Annotated in this window: 18 protein-coding genes and 1 tRNA gene; 11 read left to right on the top strand and 8 right to left on the bottom strand. The window is 72.9% G+C overall.

Annotated elements, in window-relative coordinates; genetic code table 11:
* Nucleotides 1-105: 105 nt before the first annotated feature.
* Both ACQEUU_RS04005 and ACQEUU_RS04000 read right to left on the bottom strand, forming a co-directional pair.
* The gene (locus ACQEUU_RS04005) at nucleotides 106-1,188 is read right to left on the bottom strand and encodes a S1 family peptidase (RefSeq protein WP_433060414.1); all 1,083 of its coding nucleotides are present in this window, start codon (nucleotides 1,186-1,188) and stop codon (nucleotides 106-108) included.
* 121 nt (nucleotides 1,189-1,309) lie between these two features.
* Nucleotides 1,310-1,879: a TetR/AcrR family transcriptional regulator gene (locus ACQEUU_RS04000; protein ID WP_433060412.1), complete on the bottom strand. Its 570-nt coding sequence runs from the start codon at nucleotides 1,877-1,879 to the stop codon at nucleotides 1,310-1,312.
* A 79-nt stretch (nucleotides 1,880-1,958) separates the two neighbouring features.
* Here ACQEUU_RS04000 and ACQEUU_RS03995 point away from each other — a divergent pair, with 79 nt between their 5' ends.
* The 5 genes from ACQEUU_RS03995 to ACQEUU_RS03975 are packed head-to-tail and all read left to right on the top strand — an operon-like array spanning nucleotide 1,959 to nucleotide 6,043.
* Entirely contained in the window at nucleotides 1,959-3,743 is a 1,785-nt protein-coding gene (locus ACQEUU_RS03995) for an MDR family MFS transporter (protein WP_433060409.1), read from the top strand.
* Nucleotides 3,740-4,153, top strand: a complete 414-nt coding sequence (locus tag ACQEUU_RS03990) for a hypothetical protein (RefSeq protein ID WP_433060406.1) — start codon at nucleotides 3,740-3,742, stop codon at nucleotides 4,151-4,153. The genes ACQEUU_RS03995 and ACQEUU_RS03990 overlap by 4 nt, the downstream gene beginning before the upstream one ends.
* The gene (locus ACQEUU_RS03985) at nucleotides 4,150-4,389 is read left to right on the top strand and encodes a hypothetical protein (protein ID WP_433060404.1); all 240 of its coding nucleotides are present in this window, start codon (nucleotides 4,150-4,152) and stop codon (nucleotides 4,387-4,389) included. The genes ACQEUU_RS03990 and ACQEUU_RS03985 overlap by 4 nt, the downstream gene beginning before the upstream one ends.
* 43 nt (nucleotides 4,390-4,432) lie before the next feature.
* Nucleotides 4,433-5,185: a M15 family metallopeptidase gene (locus ACQEUU_RS03980; protein WP_433060401.1), complete on the top strand. Its 753-nt coding sequence runs from the start codon at nucleotides 4,433-4,435 to the stop codon at nucleotides 5,183-5,185.
* 12 nt (nucleotides 5,186-5,197) lie between these two features.
* Nucleotides 5,198-6,043, top strand: a complete 846-nt coding sequence (locus ACQEUU_RS03975) for an NUDIX domain-containing protein (protein WP_433060398.1) — start codon at nucleotides 5,198-5,200, stop codon at nucleotides 6,041-6,043.
* On the opposite strand, the gene ACQEUU_RS03970 is transcribed toward ACQEUU_RS03975, so the two are convergent.
* Nucleotides 6,026-6,352: an STAS domain-containing protein gene (locus ACQEUU_RS03970; RefSeq protein WP_433060395.1), complete on the bottom strand. Its 327-nt coding sequence runs from the start codon at nucleotides 6,350-6,352 to the stop codon at nucleotides 6,026-6,028. The two genes, ACQEUU_RS03975 and ACQEUU_RS03970, sit on opposite strands and share 18 nt — an antisense overlap.
* A gap of 51 nt (nucleotides 6,353-6,403) precedes the next feature.
* Here ACQEUU_RS03970 and ACQEUU_RS03965 point away from each other — a divergent pair.
* Nucleotides 6,404-6,490: transfer RNA gene (locus ACQEUU_RS03965), tRNA-Ser, on the top strand.
* A gap of 2 nt (nucleotides 6,491-6,492) precedes the next feature.
* On the opposite strand, the gene ACQEUU_RS03960 is transcribed toward ACQEUU_RS03965, so the two are convergent.
* Nucleotides 6,493-8,388, bottom strand: a complete 1,896-nt coding sequence (locus tag ACQEUU_RS03960; RefSeq protein ID WP_433060392.1) for an AAA family ATPase — start codon at nucleotides 8,386-8,388, stop codon at nucleotides 6,493-6,495.
* 114 nt (nucleotides 8,389-8,502) lie between these two features.
* Between ACQEUU_RS03960 and ACQEUU_RS03955 the strand changes: the two genes are divergently transcribed.
* Both ACQEUU_RS03955 and ACQEUU_RS03950 read left to right on the top strand, forming a co-directional pair.
* Entirely contained in the window at nucleotides 8,503-9,459 is a 957-nt protein-coding gene (locus ACQEUU_RS03955; protein ID WP_433060389.1) for an NAD(P)H-quinone oxidoreductase, read from the top strand.
* A gap of 5 nt (nucleotides 9,460-9,464) precedes the next feature.
* Nucleotides 9,465-9,977, top strand: a complete 513-nt coding sequence (locus ACQEUU_RS03950; protein ID WP_433060386.1) for a bacterial proteasome activator family protein — start codon at nucleotides 9,465-9,467, stop codon at nucleotides 9,975-9,977.
* Here ACQEUU_RS03950 and ACQEUU_RS03945 read toward each other — a convergent pair.
* The gene (locus ACQEUU_RS03945) at nucleotides 9,968-10,774 is read right to left on the bottom strand and encodes an HAD family hydrolase (RefSeq protein WP_433060383.1); all 807 of its coding nucleotides are present in this window, start codon (nucleotides 10,772-10,774) and stop codon (nucleotides 9,968-9,970) included. The genes ACQEUU_RS03950 and ACQEUU_RS03945 overlap by 10 nt on opposite strands.
* A 221-nt stretch (nucleotides 10,775-10,995) precedes the next feature.
* Here ACQEUU_RS03945 and ACQEUU_RS03940 point away from each other — a divergent pair, with 221 nt between their 5' ends.
* Nucleotides 10,996-11,199 (top strand): cold-shock protein, encoded by a 204-nt coding sequence (locus ACQEUU_RS03940; RefSeq protein ID WP_101787411.1) that lies wholly within the window; start codon nucleotides 10,996-10,998, stop codon nucleotides 11,197-11,199.
* A gap of 188 nt (nucleotides 11,200-11,387) precedes the next feature.
* Complete coding sequence (locus tag ACQEUU_RS03935; protein WP_433060380.1) at nucleotides 11,388-12,797, top strand: hypothetical protein; 1,410 nt, start codon at nucleotides 11,388-11,390, stop codon at nucleotides 12,795-12,797.
* Here the strand turns inward: ACQEUU_RS03935 and serS are convergent.
* From serS to ACQEUU_RS03920, 3 genes are read right to left on the bottom strand one after another with little or no spacing between them, the layout of a single operon-like run.
* Nucleotides 12,761-14,023: a serine--tRNA ligase gene (gene serS / locus ACQEUU_RS03930; protein WP_433060377.1), complete on the bottom strand. Its 1,263-nt coding sequence runs from the start codon at nucleotides 14,021-14,023 to the stop codon at nucleotides 12,761-12,763. The two genes, ACQEUU_RS03935 and serS, sit on opposite strands and share 37 nt — an antisense overlap.
* A gap of 42 nt (nucleotides 14,024-14,065) precedes the next feature.
* On the bottom strand, nucleotides 14,066-14,986 hold the full coding sequence (gene pheA, locus ACQEUU_RS03925; protein ID WP_433060374.1) for a prephenate dehydratase: 921 nt from the start codon (nucleotides 14,984-14,986) through the stop codon (nucleotides 14,066-14,068).
* 2 nt (nucleotides 14,987-14,988) lie between these two features.
* Complete coding sequence (locus tag ACQEUU_RS03920; RefSeq protein WP_433060371.1) at nucleotides 14,989-16,218, bottom strand: glycosyltransferase 87 family protein; 1,230 nt, start codon at nucleotides 16,216-16,218, stop codon at nucleotides 14,989-14,991.
* 82 nt (nucleotides 16,219-16,300) lie between these two features.
* Here ACQEUU_RS03920 and ACQEUU_RS03915 point away from each other — a divergent pair, with 82 nt between their 5' ends.
* Nucleotides 16,301-18,661 (top strand): hypothetical protein, encoded by a 2,361-nt coding sequence (locus tag ACQEUU_RS03915; protein WP_433060368.1) that lies wholly within the window; start codon nucleotides 16,301-16,303, stop codon nucleotides 18,659-18,661.
* The last annotated feature ends 188 nt before the right edge of the window (nucleotides 18,662-18,849 follow it).

The following is an 18,849-nucleotide window of genomic DNA, read 5'->3' as shown; positions in this document are numbered from 1 at the left end:
TACTGCGATCATCGGGGGGGGTCATGCCCGGAGGACGGACAGGGCGGCCGGCAAAGCAGCGTGCCCGGCCATATGAGGGCCGGGCACGCTGGGGTCAGGCGAGGGTCAGCCGGTTCTCAAGGTGAGGCCGTACGCCGACAGGATCTCGTTGACGGGCTGGTGGTACGTCGTGCCGCCGGTGCTGCAGTTGCCGGAGCCGCCGGAGGTGACGCCCTGGGCCTGGTTGCCGGAGATGAACGAGCCGCCGGAGTCGCCCGGCTGGGCGCACGCGCTGGTGCGGGTCAGGCCGTAGACGGCGCCCTGCGCGTAGCGGACGGTGGCGTTGTGCTGCTGGATGGTGCCGCAGCGCCAGCCGGTGGTGGAGCCGGAGCGGCAGATGGACGCGCCGACCGACGCCTGCGTGGAGCCGCGGACGGTCACGAGCGTGCCGCCGGAGCCGCGCACGTACGGGGTGGGGTTGTTGCCGGTGGCGGCGACCCAGGCGTAGTCGTTGCCGGGGAACGACGAGCCCTGGAAGGTGCCGGTCGGGTTCGTGGTGCGCGCGCCGGCGCGGCCGCAGTGGCCGGCGGTGACGAAGCCGGGGGTGCTGCCCCGGGTGACGGAGAAGCCGACGCTGCACCGGCTGGAGCCGATGTAGTACGCGGAGCCGCCGATGATGTCGATGAACGGCTGCGGGCTCTCGGTGGAGACCGCGACCTTGACCGCGTCCTTGTCGCCCGCCGCGGCGGCGAGGGCCTCGCCGGCCTCCTGGCTGGCGGCCAGGACGACGACGCTGTTGGTGGTCACGTCCACGTACCAGAGGGAGGCGGCGGTCCTGCCCTTCGCGGCGGCCTGGTCGAGCTGGTCCTTGACCGCGTTCAGCTGTCCCAGCGTGCGGGAGACGACGACCGGCTGGGCGCCCTTGGCCTCGATGGCCTTGGCCTCGGCGGCGTCGGTGGTGGCGACCATGAGCTTGGAGGCGTCGGCGCTGAGCCAGGCGCCGGCGAAGGAGTCGCCGCCTAACGAGGCGTTGAGCGCGGCTTCGGCGGCGGCGGCGCGTTGCTCGTTGGCCAGCCGGGTGACGACCTGCTGCTCGGTGAGGCCCAGGTCGCGTTCGAGTGCGTCGATGACGGCCGGCGGGGTGGTCGGGTCGCCCGCGGGAGCCGGTTCGGCCAGGGCGGGGGTGGAGGGGAATGCCAGGCAGGCCACGATAGTGGCTCCTGCCAGCGCACAGCGCTTACCCAACATGTGCACTCCTTGAGGGGGGGTGCTGTCAAGTTAACGGCTGCGCCGGGAAGCGACACGTACCCAAAAGCGCCCTATTTCGGTCTTATGGTTCGTGTCCTGAAATATCGAGGCAAACTGTGAACATTGCCGTCAGGCGGTCCACGTCCCCCGGGGTGGGCGGCTCCGGGCCGAGCGCGCGGCGGACGTTGCTGATGCCGGTGAGGAGCGCCGCCGCGGCGCGGGCCTTGGCCATCGCGTCCGGATCGTCGCCCAGGAACTCGGCGAGCGGCGCGATGAACGCCGTCCGCAGGCGCTCCCGTACCAGCTCCTGGATCTCCGGGTCGTCGGCCGAGTGCGCGAGGGCGCGCAGGATGCGGCTCTTGGGGTCGGCGTGCATGCGGCGGGCGGCGAACTCGGCGAGCCGGCGCGGCAGGCCCTCCCGGTCGCCCTCCAGGATCACCTGGAGCGTCGGCTCGTCGCGCAGGACCTCGCCGAACAGGCCGGCCTTCGACCCGAAGTAGCGGCCCACCAGAGCGACGTTGGCGTCGGCCGCCGAGGCGATCATGCGGACGGTCACGCGCTCGTAGCCGTGCTCGGCGAACAGCGCTCTGGCGGCGTCCAGCAGCCGCCGCCGGGTGGCCGCACGGTCCCTGGGGCGGGCCTCAGCTCTCATGGTCGGGAATATATCGGCTTGCCCTACGGCTAGTAAACGAGCGTATACTTAGTCAGGATACGCGAGGGGATGTGGTGACTTGTCAGGCCAGCCGGCGGCCACCAGCCCCCCGAAGCAGTACACCCACCGCGAGATCCTCGAAGTCATGGCCGGGCTCATGCTCGCCCTGCTCACCTCGATGCTCTCGACGTCGGTGGTGGGCACCGCGCTGCCGACGATCGTCGGAGAGCTGGGCGGGCAGGACCAGTACTCGTGGGTGGCCTCCGCGACCATCCTGACGATGACGGTGTCCACACCGCTGTGGGGCAAACTGTCCGACCTGTTCGGCCGCAAGCGCCTCTTCCTGGTCGCGCTGGGGGTGTTCGTCGCGGCCTCGCTCGCCGCCGGGCTCTCGCAGAACATGGGTCAGCTCATCGCCGGCCGCGCCCTGCAGGGCGTCGGCGCGGGCGGCCTGTCGGCCCTGGCCCAGGTCATCCTGGGCGACATCGTCTCCCCGCGGGAGCGCGGCCGCTACTCCGGCTACATGGGCGCCGTCTTCGGCGTCTCCACCGTCGCCGGGCCGCTGCTCGGCGGGTTCCTCGTGGACGCCGAATGGCTGGGCTGGCGCTGGTGCTTCTACGTGGGCGTGCCGCTCGCCGTGATCGCCGCCTTCGTGATCCAGAAGGTGCTCAAGGTGCCGCACGTCAAGCGCGACACCCGCGTCGACGTCTGGGGCGCCACCGCCATCACCGCCGGCGCCACCGCGCTCATGCTGCTGCTGACCCTCGGCGGCACCGAGTTCGCCTGGCACTCGCCGTGGACCTACGTCCTGGCCGCGATCAGCCTCCTCTCCCTGGTCCTGGCCGTGCCGGCCGAGCGCGCCGCGAGCGACCCGATCCTGCCTCCCCGGCTGTTCCGCAACCGCACCTTCGTGCTGACCAGCGTCGCCTCGCTCTTCGTCGGCGTGGCGTTGTTCGGCGCGATGATCTACATGCCGCAGTACCTGCAGGTCGTCCAGGGCATGAGCCCGACGGACTCCGGCCTGATGACGCTGCCCATGGTCGTCACGCTGTTCCTGTCGAGCGTCGTCTCCGGCAAGATCGTCACCAGGACCGGCCGGTGGAAGATCTTCCCGGTGATCGGGCTGCTGCTGGTCGCCGTCGGGCTGTTCCTGCTGTCGCGCCTGCACGTCGACTCCGGCCCGGTGCTCATCGGCTTCGACCTGGCGGTGCTCGGCACCGGGCTCGGCCTGAGCATGCAGATGCTGATCCTGGCCGCGCAGAACGGCGCCGAGATCCGCGACATGGCCTCCACCACCTCCGGCGTGTCCTTCTTCCGCTCGCTCGGCGGCGCCGTCGGCGTCGCCGGGTTCGGCGCGATCCTGACCAACCGGCTCAACGCCGGGATGGCCGCGTCGGGCGACCGGCCGGCGCTCGGCAGCCCCGACGCGATCCAGGCGCTGCCCGAGCCGGTCAAGCACGTCGTGCTGGAGGCGTTCACCCGCGGCCTGGAGACCGTCTTCCTCGTGGGCGTCCCGATCGCCCTGCTCGGCTTCGTGGCCGTGATCTTCCTGAAGGAGCTGCCGCTGCGCGGCGGCGCCGCTCACCCGCCCGCCGGCCCGCCGCTCAGCGAGGACGACCTGGTGCTGGCCGGGCTGCTGCTCGAACTCGTCGCCCAGCGCGTCGAGCACGCCGGCGACCGGCCGTCGGCGCTGCTCACCGCCGTGGCCAGGATGGCGCCGCCGGACGACCGTACCGAGAGGGAACGCGCCAGGGCCGTGGCGCGGGACGTGCTGCGGCCCACCTCGCGCGCGCTCGTCGCGCGCCGCGCCGCCGCCGCTCGTGACAGCCCGCCGCCGCTCGTGACAGAAGGGATCCCGCAGTGACTCGCAAGTTCGCCGGCGCCGTGCTGGCCGCCCTGGCGGCCCTGGCCGGGCTCTGGCTGATGATCGCGCCGTTCGCGCTGGGCACCCAGCCCGAAGGCGCGTCCTGGAACTCCGCCACCGTGACGGAGTTCTTCACCGGCCTCGCCGTGACCGTGACCGGCCTGACCGGCGCCGTCGCCTTCGCCGCCGCCATCCGCGCCGACCTCGCCGCCCGGGGCCTGGTGAAGGTACGCGAGCGCGGGCGGGAGCCGGAGCCCGCCCCCGCCGCGCCGCAGCCCTCGTCCGGCGAGCTGGCCGCCCTGCTGGCGCCGCTGGTGGAGGCGCTGCGCGAGGACCTGGACGCGAGCGGGCGCGAGCCGCGGCCCAACGGCTCGACGCCGCTCGGCGTCGGAGCGGAGGACGGGCGATGAGCGCCAGGCTGGGCGTCACCGCGCTCGCGCTGCTGTTCGTCACCGGGCTCTGGCTCGTCGCCGCCCCGTTCGTGGTCGGCTACCAGCCCAGGGGCGCCGAGCTCACCGCCGCGACCGTGAACGACCTGTGGGTCGGCGGGGCCCTGGCCGGCGGGTCGTTCCTGGGACTCGCCGGGTACGCGGCCTCCGCCCTGCGCGAGCTGACCGCCCGGGGTGGGCCCGCGGCCGAGAGCTGAGTCGTACCTGCTGAGCTGCTGGAACGTGACGTATCGTGGCGGGATGAAGCGTGCCGCAACCCTGGCGCTCGTGGTGCTCGCGTCGGTGGCGTGCGGCGGGCGGGACCCGGCCGCGTCCGGCGAGCCGGCGCCGCCCGCCACGCCGGCCACGCCGGCCGCCACGCCGGCCGCCACGACGCCCGCCACGTCCGCCCCGCCCGCGAGCCCGTCGCCGACGGCCACCGAGCCGCCCGAGTTCACCGCCAAGGTGACCCGGGTCAGCCGCGACCAGCTGCGCCACTCGTGGCGGGAGGGCTGCCCGGTCCCCTACAGCGACCTGCGGCTGATCACGATGACCTACTGGGGCTTCGACGACAGGCCGCACACCGGCGAGCTGGTCGTGCGCAAGAACGTCACCGACGACATCGTCACGGTCTTCCGCAAGCTGTACGACTGGCGCTGGCCGATCAGGCGGATGGAGCTGATCGACGTCTACAAGGGCGACGACTTCGACTCCATCGACGCCGACAACACCTCGGCCTTCAACTGCCGCCGGGCCACCGGGTCGAGCGGCTGGTCCAGGCACGCCTACGGCCAGGCCATCGACATCAACCCGCGGGAGAACCCGTACGTGACGGCGAGCGGCCGGACGGCCCACGCCAACGCGGAGAAGTACACCGAGCGGCCGATGAAGGGCAAGGGCGTGATCAACCCGGGTGACCGGGTGGTGCGGGCGTTCGAGCAGGTGGGCTGGGAGTGGGGCGGCTACTGGTCGGGCATCAAGGACTACCAGCATTTCTCCAAGGGCGGCGGCTGAGAGAATCACGACATGGCTGACAGGGACGGCGACGGCTGGACGGAGTGCGGGCGAGGACATCGCCACTGGGGGCTGCACGGCGCCTCGGGGCTGCTCGCCGTGCACCACGACGACACCGGGGTGCCGCACGTGCTGATGCAGAAGCGGTCCGCGTGGAGCCACCACGGCGGCACGTGGGGGTTGCCAGGAGGCGCGCGGGACAGCCACGAGGACGCCGTGGCCACCGCGCTGCGCGAGGCCCGCGAGGAGGCGGCGCTGGCCGGGGACCGGCTGCGGGTGCAGGGCGTCTACCGCGACGACCACGGCGGGTGGGCGTTCGAGACGGTGATCGCGGAGTCGGCCGAGCGGCTGGCGGCGTTCTGCGCCAACGGCGAGAGCGACGAGCTGCGCTGGCTCCCGCTGGGCGAGGTGGCCGCCAGGACGCTGCACCCCGGGTTCGCCGAGACGTGGGGCGCACTCAGCGGCGCGATCAGCCCGGAGACGCTGGTGCTCGACGTGGCCAACATCGTCGGCGCGCGGGCCGAGCGCGGCTGGTGGCGCGACCGGCTGGGCGCCGCCACCCGGCTGCTGGAGGCGGTGTCCGGGCTGCGACTGGCCCACCCGGTGCTGGCCCAGTGGTATCCGCGCATGGTGGCGGTCGTCGAGGGCGCCGCCAGGGCCACACCCCACATCCCCGGCGTCCAGGTGGTGGCGGCGGCCGGCAGCGGCGACGACGCGATCGTCGACGTGGTGCGCCGGGCCAAGCCGTGGGAGCGCGTGCTCGTCGTCACCGCCGACCGGGAGCTGAAGGAACGGGTCGCCGCGCTGGGAGCCGACACGACGGGGCCGAAGTGGCTGCTGTCACAGCTGGGCGGGTAACACGTCGTCGAAGACTGCCTTGAGCCCGGTCACCTCCAGCACCCGCCGCAGGACCCCGTGCACCCCCGTGAGCCTGAGGGTGCCGCCGCGCCCGCCCACGGCGCGCTGATACTCGACGAGGACCCACAGGCCGCTCGAGTCGCAGAACTCCAGCCCCGTCGCGTCGATCACCACATCGACCCGGCCCTCGGCGGCCAGCTCGTCGAGCCGCGCCTTCAGATCCGGAGCCGTCAGCTTGTCCAGGTCACCCCGGAGGCGCACGGTGGCCGCGCGGGCTGCCCGCGCCACCTCGATCTTGAGATCCGCCACCTCCTGAACGTACACCGGCGCCACGGCAGCCGCTATCGTGGTGTCCGCACGGGAGGGTTCGCATAGTGGACGAGTGCAGCCGCCTTGAAAGCGGCCAGGTCAGCGATGGCCTCGTGGGTTCGAATCCCACACCCTCCGCTTCACCTTCCCGGCCGGCTCCCCGCGTCGGACGGCCCTGAGACCGCCCCCTCCCGCCCCGGGCCGGCGAAACCGTCCCCGACGCTCGCCGCGAGCTGCAGGTAAGCGTCCCGGGTGGCCTCCTGCAGCCGGTCCAGGTCGATCTCCGCGCCCTCCTCCAGATGGGGGTCGTACGGCACGCGCACCACGGCCCGGCACCGGGCGGCGAAGTGGCCCTCCAGCTTGTTGAGGTCGACGGCCGACTTCGAGCGCGGCCTGACGCTGCACAGGACCACGGTGGCCTCGCGGACGAGGTTCTCGTAGTGGTGGGCCTCCAGCCAGTCGAGCGTGGCCGAGGCCGCCCGCGCGCCGTCGACCGACGGGGAGCTGACCAGCACGATCTGGTCGGCCAGGCCGAGCACGCCGCCCATGGCCGAGTGCAGCAGGCCGGTGCCGCAGTCGGTGATGCAGATCGAGTAGAAGTTCTCCAGCACCTGGGAGACGGCCTGGTAGTCGGCGCCGCTGAACGCCTCCGACACCGACGGGTCACGGTCGGAGGCCAGCACCTCCAGCCTCGACGGCGCCTGTGAGGTGAAGGCCCTGATGTCGACGTACCTCTTGACCTGGTCGCGCTCCGTGAGCAGGTCGCGGACCGTGGCCGAGGTCTCCAGCCGCAGCTTGTCGGAGAGCGTGCCACGGTCGGGGTTGGCGTCGACGGCGATCACCCGGTCGCCGCGGATCTGGGCCAGCGTGGCGCCCAGGCCGACCGTCGTCGTGGTCTTGCCGACGCCGCCCTTCAGGCTGAGCACGGCGACCCGGTGGTGGCCGGTGGCGACGGGGGTGCGCGCCCGGGCCATCAGCGCGCGGCGGCGCCTGACCTCCGGCGGCTCGCCCGGCTTGATCCAGCCCCCCGACGCCTTGTAGACCAGGCGGCGCCAGCCCTTCGACGGGGCGTTGCGGCGGCCGCGCAGCAGCGTGTCGGGGTCCAGGCTCTCGGCGTTGGGCCTGCCGGTCAGCGGCGGTCTCGGCGGGGCGTTGAAGACGGGCACCGGGGCCGGGCGGTGGCGCGGCGGCGGGTCCTCCGGCCGGGTGCGCGGCTCGGCGGGGACGTCCGGCTCCTGGAACCTGAGGTGCTCGTCGAACGTGCGGGGCTCCGGGCCGCCGGTGAAGTCGAACGTGCGGGGCTCCGGGCCGCTGGTGAAGGCGCGCTGGGACGGCTCGGCGAACGGCGGGCTCGGCTCGTCGTAGGACGGGCCGGGTTCGTCGTACGACGGGTGGGTCTCACCGAAGGAGTCGAAGGACGGGCGCGGCTCGGGGAAGGTCGGGCGCGGCTGCTCCGCGGCCTCCTCGGGCTCGTCGGCGGGCCCGCTCTCGGCGCCCCCCGCCTCGGCCGTGCGGGTCTCGGCCGGCTTCTCCCTGGCCCAGGCGGGTGGAACGGGCCAGGGGAGGTTCTCCTCGGTCTGCTCCTCCGGCTGCTCCCGCTGCTCCGGCTTCCCGGGCTCGGGGAAGGACGTCAGCGCGTAGCTGTCGGTGTCGTCCGGCCGGGGCAGCGGCTTGAGCGGCGCCAGGAACGCGTCGTCGATCGCCGGCCTGGCGTCGGCGCCGTCGTCGTCGGGCGCGTCGTCCCGGCCCGCCGCCCGGTCGAGCCACTCGCCCGCCTCGCTCTCGGACGTGGGCACCGCCTCGGCCCCGTACACCGAGTCGACCGCCGCGCGGAACAGCGGCGGGGTCGGCGTGTCGTGCTGCGGCACCGACGCCCACGGGTCCTGGGGGTAGGGCGAGACGACCACGGTCTCGTCGGCCGGGACTCCCGGGCCGGTCTTGGCGCTCACCTTGACCGGCGCCTCCTCGGACTCCTTGATGGCGTCCAGCCAGGCGAGCTGTTCCTCGAGAGATTCCTCTCGATCGTGTCGTGCCACCGTGTTCCCCCTCGGGTGGGTCTAAAGGGGCAGCAAATATCTTGCAGATTAACGCCAAGCGCTGCGGGGAACGCCGGCAACCCACAACTTCTCTGCCCCGTTACGGTGGTGCGCATGCGAGCCATCGAGATCACCCGCAGCGGCGGGCCAGAGGTGCTGGAGTGGCGCGAGGTTCCCGACCCCCGTCCGGAGCGGGGCGAGGTGCTGGTCGAGGTGGCCGCCTCGGCGGTCAACCGGGCGGACGTCCTGCAGCGCCAGGGCAACTACCAGCCGCCGCAGGGCGCCTCTCCCTACCCGGGGCTGGAGGTCTCCGGCGTGGTGGCGGAGGTGGGCGACGGGGTCGAGCAGTTCGCGGTGGGCGACGAGGTGTGCGCGCTGCTGGCCGGCGGCGGCTACGCCGAGCGGGTGGCCGTGCCGTGGCAGCAGGTGATGCCGGTGCCGCGGGGCGTCCGGCTGGAGGAGGCCGCCGGACTGCCCGAGGTGGCGTGCACCGTCTGGTCCAACGTGTTCATGCTGGGCCGGCTGCGCAAGGGCGAGACCCTGCTGGTGCACGGCGGCGCGAGCGGCATCGGCACGTTCGCGGTGCAGCTCGCCAAGGCGTTCGGGGCGAACGTGGTGGTCACGGTCGGCTCCTCCGACAAGGGCGAGCGGGTCAAGGAGCTGGGTGCCGACGCGTACGTGAACTACCGCGAGGAGGATTTCGCGGAGAGCGTCAAGGCCGACGTGATCCTCGACATCATGGGCGCCGCCTACCTCGCCGGCAACCTGCGGGCGCTCCGGACCGGGGGGCGGCTCGTGGTCATCGGCATGCAGGGCGGCCGCAAGGCCGAGCTGGACCTGGGCGTGCTGCTGGCCAAGCGGGCCTCGGTGCACGGCACCACGCTGCGGGCCAGGCCGGTGGACGAGAAGGGCGCGATCGTCCGCAGCGTCGTGGAGAACGTCTGGCCGCTGGTGGAAGGCGGCGCGGTGCGGCCGGTCGTCTTCGCCGAGCTGCCGATGTCCGACGCGGCCGAGGCTCACCGTATGTTGGATTCCGGTAGTCACGTCGGGAAGATCCTGCTAGTACGGTGAGAGTTATGAATGCTGAGGACAACAACTCCCCTCACATCGTGGTGGTGGGCCCCGACTTCCAAGGTCCGGGTCATAACGGCGAGGACGAGCGCTCTGTCGCCGGCCTGGTCGAGCAGCCTGCGAAAGTGATGCGCATCGGCAGCATGATCCGTCAGTTGCTGGAAGAGGTCAGGGCCGCCCCTCTGGACGAGGCCAGCCGCAAGCGGCTGAAGGACATCCACCAGTCCTCCATCAAGGAGCTCGAGGACGGCCTGGCGCCCGAGCTGGTGGAGGAGCTGGAGCGGCTGTCGCTGCCCTTCACCGAGGACACCGGCGCCCCGCCCAGCGACGCCGAGCTGAGGGTGGCGCACGCGCAGCTGGTGGGCTGGCTCGAAGGGCTGTTCCACGGCATCCAGACGACGCTGTTCGCCCAGCAGATGGCGGCCCGCGCCCAGCTGGAGCAGATGCGCAGGGCGCTGCCCGGGGGGCGGCCCGACGAGCCCCACCGCCCGCCGGGCGGCTCCGGGCCCTACCTGTAGAGCTTCTCCAGCACCAGCGCGACACCGTCGTCGTCGTTGGCCGCGGTCACATGGTCGACCGCGGCCAGCACGCCGGGGTGCGCGTTGGCCACCGCGTAGGAGGTGCCTGCCCAGGCGAGCATGGGCAGGTCGTTCGGCATGTCGCCGAACGCCACGACCTCCGACGGTTCGATGTCGTGCCGCTCGGCCAGCGTGGCCAGGGCCGTGGCCTTGGTGACGCCGCGCGCGCTCATCTCGATGAGCGCGCGGCCGCTGGAGTGGGTGGCGGTCACCAGGTGCCCCACCAGCTCGTGCACGGTGGTGTGGAGCTCGTCGGGGCCCATCGCGGGGTGCAGGGCCAGCAGCTTGACGCAGGCGCGCGAGGTGAGCGAGTGCCACCCGACGCGCGCCCCGTCGGCGGCCTTGCGGTCCCAGGTGCCCACGCGGAAGTCCGACTCGCGCGCGAAGCCGCCCTCGTACTCGACCGAGAACGACAGATCGGGGATGTTCGCTCGAAGCTGAGCGACGACCTCTTCGAGCACCTCCGAGTCGATGAGGTGAGACTTCACTATCCGTTCGGTGTGGAGGTCGTAGATCAACGCGCCGTTGGCGCAGACGGCGAGGCCGCGGTGCCGCACCGCGCCCGCCACGGTGTGCATCCACCGAGGCGGGCGGCCGGTCACGAACACCAGCATGGCCCCGGCCTGCTCGACCCGGGCGAACGCGGCGGCGGTGCGGGGAGACACGGTTCCGTCCGTACGCAGGGCGGTGCCGTCCAGGTCGGTGGCCACCAGACGGGGTGCGCGAAGCTTGTGCATAACACGTTCCAGTTTGCCCGGTGATGCGCCCAGCCAGAAATCTTCGTTCGACGGGAACACCAACGCGCCAGAATGGTGTTAGATGTGGAGGCGTTGTATTAGCTATCCCGTAGTGAAAACCAGCATGACTTTGTCTGAGCCACCCCGGGTGCTTGCTGTACGACACACCGGGATCCACGAGGTGTGGGTCCCATAGATTCACATCCTGAGGGAGAGCTTTTATGGCTCAGGGAACCGTCAAGTGGTTCAATGCCGAGAAGGGCTTCGGCTTCATCGCCCCGGACGGCGGCGCGCCGGACGTGTTCGTGCACTTCTCCGAGATCGTCGGCAACGGCTACCGCAGCCTTGAAGACGGCCAGCGGGTCGAGTTCGAGATCACGCAGGGCCAGAAGGGGCCGCAGGCCTCCCAGGTCCGCTCCATCTGACCTGTAGCAGCGAGACAGGCCAGGGTCCGCTTCCAGCGGGCCCTGGCCTTTCGCGTTTGTTATGCCCTTGACGGAACGTTGTCACGACTGTGACTCGATTCACAGGCCGGGCGAACCTCTCCACCTTTCTTCACATCAAGCGATATATGAGGTACGCCTGGTTATGCCACCCCGTAACGGTGGTCTCCGTGATCGTGCTGTTACTCAACGATCACGTACTCAAGCAGGCCTGGCCCGGCCTCGTCACGGGCAAGCTGAGTGACGTCGCGGGACTCGTCGTCGCGCCGCCCCTGGTGGCGCTCCTGCTGGCGCGCCGCGCCGACCTCGCGGCGACCCTCCTGACCGGCGCGCTCTTCACGCTCGTCAAAACCACGCAGACGGGCGCGGAGGCCGCCTCCCAGGTCTGGACCACCCTGGCGGGGCCTTCGCGCGTCCTGGCCGATCCTGGGGACCTCCTGGCCCTCCCCGCGCTTCTCCTGGCCTGGTGGGTGCGGCAGCGCAGCAGGGAGGCGGTGGCCGCGCGCTGGCGGGTGCTCACCGCCGTCCCCCTGGCGGTCCTCGCCGTCACCGCCACCTCCGCCGTCCCGGCCCGGCCCAGCGCCGGCGTCGTCGAGCTCAGGGACGGCGCGATCGTGCTCGACAGCGCGTACGAGTCGCGCGACGGCGGCACGAGCTGGGTGCCGTACGTCCCGCCCCGGCCCGCGCGCACCACCGGCGTCGAGGCACCGGTCGCCGGGATCGGGGCCGGCCAGCGCGCCGCCTGCCTGCGCGAGCACTGCTACCGGCTCCTCGACGGCCGCGTGGGGGTCGTGCGCTCCGCCGACGCGGGCCGCACCTGGGCGCTCGACTGGGAGATCCCTCCCGGCCGGGTGACGATGCTCGAACGCGAGCTGGACGGCGAGCGGCCCGGAGAGGAGCCCATCGTCTCCTCGTCGCTCGTCGTCCAGGAGCAGCCGGGCGGCCACGTCGTGGTCGTGGCCAACCGGCGCGACGGCGTCGCCGTGCGGGCCGCCGACGGGACGTGGCGGCGGTTCGGCTACACCGGTGACGGCCGCCTGCTGGAGTCGGCCGCGATCCCGCTCCGCAGGGCCGCCGACGACGGCGGCGAGATGCTGGTCGCCGGGCTGGCCGCCGCCTGGGCCACCCTGCTCGCCCTGTCGGTCCAGGCGGGGCGGCGGGCCCGCGTCCGCGCCTGGCTCACGGCCGTGCTGGGCGGGCTCGGCGGCCTGCTAACAGCGCCGATCCCGTTCGGGCGTGCCTTCGGATGGCAGCAGGACCCGCCGTGGGCGTGGAGCCCGACGCCCCTCCTCATCGGGGCGCTGGGCACGGTCCTGCTGATCTGCGCGGTCTTCGTGGCCTGCTCGCTGGTGGCGGACGGCGGCATCGGGTCACGGGGCACGGCCGACGCGCTGGCGCTGGGCGTGCTGGTCGGACTATGCGTGGCGGCGCCGTTCAGGGCGTGGAGCGTGGGCTGGCTGGACCACGGGGTCGCGCTCGCCCTGGCCGCCGTCGCCGCACCGGTCACCACCGTCGCCGGGCTGGCCATGCTGCGCCGACGCGGTTACCTGACCGGCTCCAGCACGTCCAGCCCCACGTAGGGGCGGAGCGCCTCGGGGACCACCACGGAGCCGTCGGCCTGCTGGTGGTTCTCCAGGATGGCGACGATCCACCGGGTGGTGGCCAGCGTGCCGTTGAGCGTCGCCGCGTACTGCGGTCTGCCGTCCTTGTCGCGGAAGCGCACGCCCAGCCTGCGGGCCTGGAACTCGGTGCAGTTGGAGGTCGAGGTCAGCTCACGGTAGCGGCCCTGGGTCGGGATCCACGCCTCGCAGTCGAACTTGCGGGCCGCCGACATGCCGAGGTCGCCCGCCGCCGTGTCGATCACGCGGTAGGGGACCTCGATCTTGGCCATCATCTGGCGTTCGTACTCCAGCAGCCGCAGGTGCTCGGCCGCCGCGTCCTCGGGCCGGACGTAGGAGAACATCTCCACCTTGTCGAACTGGTGGACCCTGATGATGCCCCGGGTGTCCTTGCCGTAGGAGCCCGCCTCGCGGCGGAAGCACGACGACCAGCCCGCGTAGCGCAGCGGCAGCCGGTCGGCGGGCAGGATCTCCTGCGCGTGGTAGCCGGCCAGCGACACCTCGGAGGTGCCGACCAGGTAGAGGTCGTCCTCCGGCAGGCGGTAGATCTCCTTGTCGTGCGCCACGTGGAAGCCGGTGCCCTGCATGGTCTCCGGCTTGACCAGGACGGGAGTGATCATCGGCACGAAGCCGGCCTCGATCGCCTGCTGCATGGCCATGTTGAGCAGGCCGAGCTGCAACCTGGCGCCCAGGCCCTTGAGGAAGAAGAACCGCGAGCCGGACACCTTCGCGCCGCGCTCCATGTCGATCGCGTCGAGGCGCTCCCCCAGGTCCAGATGGTCCCTGGGCTCGAAGTCGAAAACGCGCGGCTCACCGTGGGTCTCCAGGACGACGTAGTCGTCCTCCCCGCCGGGGGGCGCGCCGGCCTCCACGACGTTGGGCACCGTCTGGAGCAGCCCGTCGAGCTCGGCGCCGAGCTTCTCGGCCTCCGCCTCGGTGGACCTCACCTGGACGGCGAGGTCCTTGGCCCGCTGGAGCAGCGCGGCCTTCTCCTCGCCCTGCGCCCTGGAGACCCGCTTGCCGAGACTCTTCTGCTCGGCGCGCGTGGACTCGAACGAGGTCAGCGCGGATCGGCGGCGCTCGTCCAGGTCGAGCAGCGCGTCGACGACCGAGTCGTCCTCACCGCGGGCGCGCTGCGACGCCCTGAGCCGGTCGGGGTCCTCACGAAGGGTACGCAGGTCGATCACAAGGAAAGGCTACCGGCGCGCGACGGCGAACCGCTCCCCCTTTCACACCCGACCGGCACGGATCCTGTCGAGCCACTCCTGCGCCCCGGCGAAGTCGGGGTCGGTCGTGCCGCGCTTGACGCTCGGGGCCATCCCGTCGGCGCGCGGATAGCTGCCGAGGAAGCGCACCTCGCCGCAGATGCGGTGAAGACCGGCGATCGCCTCGCCCACCCGGGCGTCGGCGACGTGGCCCTCCAGGTCGAAGTGGAAGAAGTAGCGGCCGATGCCCTGGCCGGTGGGCCGGGACTCGATGCGGCTCAGGTTGACGCCGCGCACCGAGAACTCGGTCAGCATCTCCAGCAGCGCGCCCGGGTGGTCGTCGGCCAGGAAGACGACCAGGGTGGTGCGGTCGCTCCCGGTCGGCTCGGGCAGCGCGCCCGGCCTGGTCACCCGTACGAACCTCGTCACGGTGTCGGACCGGTCGCCGACGTCGTCCATCAGCTCGACCAGGCCGTAGTGCTCGCCCGCGATGCGGGCGGCGATCGCGGCGTCGTACGGCGAGCCGGGCAGCGACACCTCCTGGGCCGCCGCCGCCGTCGACGGGGCGGACACCACGACCGCGTCGGCCAGCTCGCGGTTGAGGAAACCGCGGCACTGAGTGATCGCGGCGGGGTGGGTGTAGACCCGCTTGATGTGCGCGAGCCCGGTGTCGGGCCGGACCAGCAGCGAGAAGCGCACGGGCAGCAGCAGCTCGGCGGTGATCAGCAGCGGCTCGCCCCAGGCGAACTCGTCCAGCGTCGTCGTGATGCCGCCCTCGAGCGAGTTCTCCAGCGGGACCACCGCGGCGTCGGCGTCGCCGGAGCGCACCGCGTTGAGCGCGGCGGTGACGGTGGCGCTGGGCAGCCGCTCGGCTCCGGGCTCCAGGAGCCTCAGGGCCTCTTCGGTGAAGGTGCCCTCGGGGCCGAGGTACGCGATTCTGGACATGCTTACAGGGTATCCGCAGGTTGACGTGGTAGGTGGGGCATTCGGGACTCCTCGGCACGCCGCGCCGGCAACCGGTGGACCAGCAGCCAGACGAGGACGATCGCGCCGAGGCCGAAGCCGTTCTGCACGATCTTGCCCAGCACGGGACTGACGACGGGGATCTCCGCCGCCCTGATCGCCACGCCCCACCAGGGCACCGGCACCACGTAGTACAGCCACACCCCCGCGGCCACCCGCAGCCGCACCGGGTCGCGCCCGTCTCCTGCGATCGCGCCCAGCACCACGACCACCCAGGCCAGATGGTGGATCCACGCCACCGGCGACAGCAGCACCGCCATCAGGCCCACCAGCGCCACCGCCGTCAGCTGGTCGCCTGCGCGGTAGGCGTCGCGCGCGCCGCGGAACCCGTACCAGCCGACCACCGCCACCGCGGCCAGCCAGATCACGGTCGTCAGCGCGTCCGGCAGGTAGAGGCGGATGAGCATGCCGCGGATGGACTGGTTGGTGGTGGCGGCGTTCGAGCCCAGCCGCTCGGAGTCCAGCAGCGCGCCGAACCAGAAGTCGACCGCGTCCTGCGGCACCACCGCGAACGGCAGCAGCGTCAGCAGCGCCGTCACCAGCGAGGCCAGGAACAGCGTCCGCCACTGCCGCGTCACCAGCAGGTAGATCAGGAACACGCCGGGCGTCAGCTTGACCGCCGTGGCCAGCCCGATCAGGAACCCGCGCGGCCACCACGGCCGCCGTGCCACGCAGTCGGCCAGGCAGAGCGCCACCAGCAGGATGTCCACCTGGCCGAACCGCACCTGGTCGCGGATCGGCATCAGGAACGTGCAGGCCACCATCAGGAACGCGAACACCCACGGCGTGTGCCGCCCCAGCGCGTCGCGGAACGCGAACCCGACCGCGACCCCCAGCGCCGCGAAGATCCCCGCCGTCCACACCCACTGCGCGGTCACCCACGACATCGCCGCCAGCCCGCTCGCGAACAGCGCCGCGACCGGCGGGTAGGTGAAGGGCAGGAGCTGCGGCGCGGGCGTGAAGAACCCGTAGACCGGCCGGCCCTCCAGCACCATCTGACCGCCGGTACGGTAGACATCGAGATCGACGAGGCGCTGGTCGTCGGGGTTGGTCAGCCAGTGCTCGACCAGCGGCCACACGCCCACGGCGACGATCGCCGCCGCCAGGGCCCACGCCCACCATCGCCGCCGCGTCCGCGCCTCGACACCCGTCACGCTGTGGGAGGCTACCGTGGCGGTTGTCCCAAGGGCGCGCCGACTGAGGGGGTTCAGCACCATGCCGCACCGGCGCTTCCCCATGACATCGGCCCTTCTGGGCGCCGGACGGGTGGGGCTGGTCGTCGCCGGGGTGCTCGCGCTGCTCGGCGTCGCGGTCCCCGCGCCGGCCTCCGCCGCCGTTCAGGGGCGGGTCGCCGTCGTCGGGGTGCCCGGCCTCGAGTGGAGCGATCTCGACGCGTCGCGTACGCCGAACCTGTGGAAGCTCGCCGGGCAGGGCGGCACGGCCTCGCTGTCCACGCGCGCCGTCCCGCCCCCCGACCGGGGCGTCACCTGCCCCGCCGCCGGCTGGCTGACCGTCTCGGCGGGCCAGCGCGCCGGCACCCCCGGCCGCGGCTGCCCCGTGCCCCCCGCCCCACGGCCCACCGGCGCCGCCCGCTCCGCGACCGTGCCCGGCTGGGCGGAGCTGGTGGACCACCAGACCGCCACCGGGTACGACGCCCGGCTCGGCACCCTGGCCCAGACCGTCGCGGACGGCGGCGGCCGGGTCGCGGCCGTCGGCCCCGGCGCCGCCCTGGCCGCCGCCGACACGGCCGGGCGGGTCACCGCGTACGCCGACACCCCGGCCGGCCTGGGCGACCTCTCCTCGTACGCGCTGATCGTCATGGACGTCCCCGACCTCGCCGCCGCCTGGGCCGCGCAGCCCTCGGACGAGTACGGCGTGCCCGCGGCCATGCCGCCGGACGTCCGCCAGGCGGCCGCGGCGCGGGCCGACCGCCGCGTCGGCGCGTTCCTGGCCGCCCTCCCGCCCGGCGTCTCCGTGCTGCTGGCCGGTATCTCCGACGTCTCCTCCGGCGCCCACCTGCACGTCGCCATCGCCACCGGCCCCTCCCCCTCGGGCGCCCCCTACCCGCCCGGCCATCTCACGGCCGGCTCGACCCGCCAGGACGCCCTGGTGGCGATCCAGGACCTCACGGCCACCGCCATCCGCCTGACCGGCCTCGAACCCCCGAGGCAGGTCGTGGGACGGCCGTGGCAGCCCGCCGGCCCGGCCGCCGCCACCGTCGGGGAGACGGTCGCCGGCCTGGCGGACGCCGACCTGGCCAGCCAGGTGCTGCGCGAGGTCCGCGGCCCCTTCTTCGCGGTCTTCGTCACCGTCCAGCTCCTCTTCTACGCCTTCGCCGCGCTGGCCCTGCGCCGCCGCAGGACGCCCGCCCCGGCGGGCCTGCCGGGCACGCGCCCCGCCGGAGGGAACGCCCCGCCGGACACCGGGAAGCGCGCTCCGGAAGGCCAGGTGGAGACGCCCGGCGGCGGGCTCGACCAGGCGTCACGGCCGGCCCGGCTCGACCTCGCGGCGGCGTCGCGGCTGCTGGTGGCGGTGCAGGTCGTCTCCGTGCTGAGCGGCTCCATCGCCGTCTCCACGTTCCTGGCGCAGCTCGTGCCGTGGTGGAGCCTGCCCGCGCCGATGGCCGCGCTCATCGTCACGATCCTCGCCATGGCCGGGCTCATCACCGGCCTGGCCTTCGCCGGTCCGTGGCGCTCGCACGTGCTGGGCCCGCTCACCGTGGTCGCGCTGGTCACCTCCGTCGCGATGCTGGTGGACGTCATGACCGGCTCCAGCCTCCAGGTGAACGCCGTCTCGGGGTACGAGCCCGTGACCGGCGGCCGGTTCTACGGCTTCAGCAACATCGCCTTCGCCATCTACGCCACCGGCACCGTCCTCGGCCTGGCGGGCGTCGCCCAATGGCTGCGCGGCAGGGGCGCGCCCCGGGCCGCGGTGCTGACGGTGTGCGTGCTGTACGGCGGATTGGCGGTGTTCGCGGACGGGTCGCCGGCGTGGGGGGCGGACTTCGGCGGCGTGCCGGCGTTCGTCGCCGGGCTGGCGGTCTTCCTCATCCTGCTCTCCGGCGGCCGCGTGTCGATCGCCAAACTGGCGGTCGTCGGGCTGGCGGGGGCCGCGATCATCGGCGCCATCTCCTACGCCGACTGGCTCCGGCCCGCCGGGGAGCGCACCCATCTCGGCACGTTCGCGCAGCAGGTCATCGACGGCCAGGCGTGGACCGTCGTCGGCCGCAAGTTCGGCGCCATGGTGGGGGTGACCGTGGGGAACTGGTCGCTCACCCTGCTCTCGCTGGTCGCCCTGGTGTTCCTTTTCAGAGTGCTGGCGCGGCCGTCGCGCTGGGGGGCGTCGGCGCTCGGGCAGACGTACGCGCTCGCGCCGACCCTGCGCGCGGGCCTCTTCGGCGCGCTGACCTGCGCCTTCGTCGGCTTCCTGATGAACGACTCGGGCATCGCCATCCCGGCCATGGCCCTCACGGTGGCGGTGCCGCTGACGCTGGCGTCGTGCGTACGCGCGCTGCAGCTCGCCACGCCCAGCCCAGCAGACCCGCGGTCAACGCCAGCAGCAGCCACGGGACGACCTGACTCCGCACCACGGTCATGAGCCACCCCAGCTCGGGCGGCTGCCCGACGACCCGCGCCGGCAGGTAGGCCAGCGACAGCACGAGCAGGTGGGCCACCATGAACCGGTCGAGGGCGGAGGCCGCCGCCAGCGCCAGCACCCCGAAGGCCAGCCCGTCGTACCAGGGCAGCACGTACGGCGAGGCGAACAGATAGGCGATCACCATCACC

This window comes from Nonomuraea sp. CA-218870 (assembly GCF_050936535.1).
Lineage (GTDB): Bacteria > Actinomycetota > Actinomycetes > Streptosporangiales > Streptosporangiaceae > Nonomuraea > Nonomuraea corallina.
Note: the sequence above shows the minus strand (reverse complement) of the source record. Positions and strands in the feature narration are given on the sequence as shown.

Bases quoted from the DNA above. Each gene is read 5' to 3' on its own strand.
- ACQEUU_RS04000 (WP_433060412.1), bottom strand. From the start codon at position 1,879: ATGAGAGCTGAGGCCCGCCCCAGGGACCGTGCGGCCACCCGGCGGCGG.
- ACQEUU_RS03985 (WP_433060404.1), top strand. From the start codon at position 4,150: ATGAGCGCCAGGCTGGGCGTCACCGCGCTCGCGCTGCTGTTCGTCACC.
- ACQEUU_RS03980 (WP_433060401.1), top strand. From the start codon at position 4,433: ATGAAGCGTGCCGCAACCCTGGCGCTCGTGGTGCTCGCGTCGGTGGCG.
- ACQEUU_RS03975 (WP_433060398.1), top strand. From the start codon at position 5,198: ATGGCTGACAGGGACGGCGACGGCTGGACGGAGTGCGGGCGAGGACAT.
- ACQEUU_RS03955 (WP_433060389.1), top strand. From the start codon at position 8,503: ATGCGAGCCATCGAGATCACCCGCAGCGGCGGGCCAGAGGTGCTGGAG.
- ACQEUU_RS03950 (WP_433060386.1), top strand. From the start codon at position 9,465: ATGAATGCTGAGGACAACAACTCCCCTCACATCGTGGTGGTGGGCCCC.
- ACQEUU_RS03945 (WP_433060383.1), bottom strand. From the start codon at position 10,774: ATGCACAAGCTTCGCGCACCCCGTCTGGTGGCCACCGACCTGGACGGC.
- ACQEUU_RS03940 (WP_101787411.1), top strand. From the start codon at position 10,996: ATGGCTCAGGGAACCGTCAAGTGGTTCAATGCCGAGAAGGGCTTCGGC.
- pheA (WP_433060374.1), bottom strand. From the start codon at position 14,986: ATGTCCAGAATCGCGTACCTCGGCCCCGAGGGCACCTTCACCGAAGAG.
- ACQEUU_RS03915 (WP_433060368.1), top strand. From the start codon at position 16,301: ATGACATCGGCCCTTCTGGGCGCCGGACGGGTGGGGCTGGTCGTCGCC.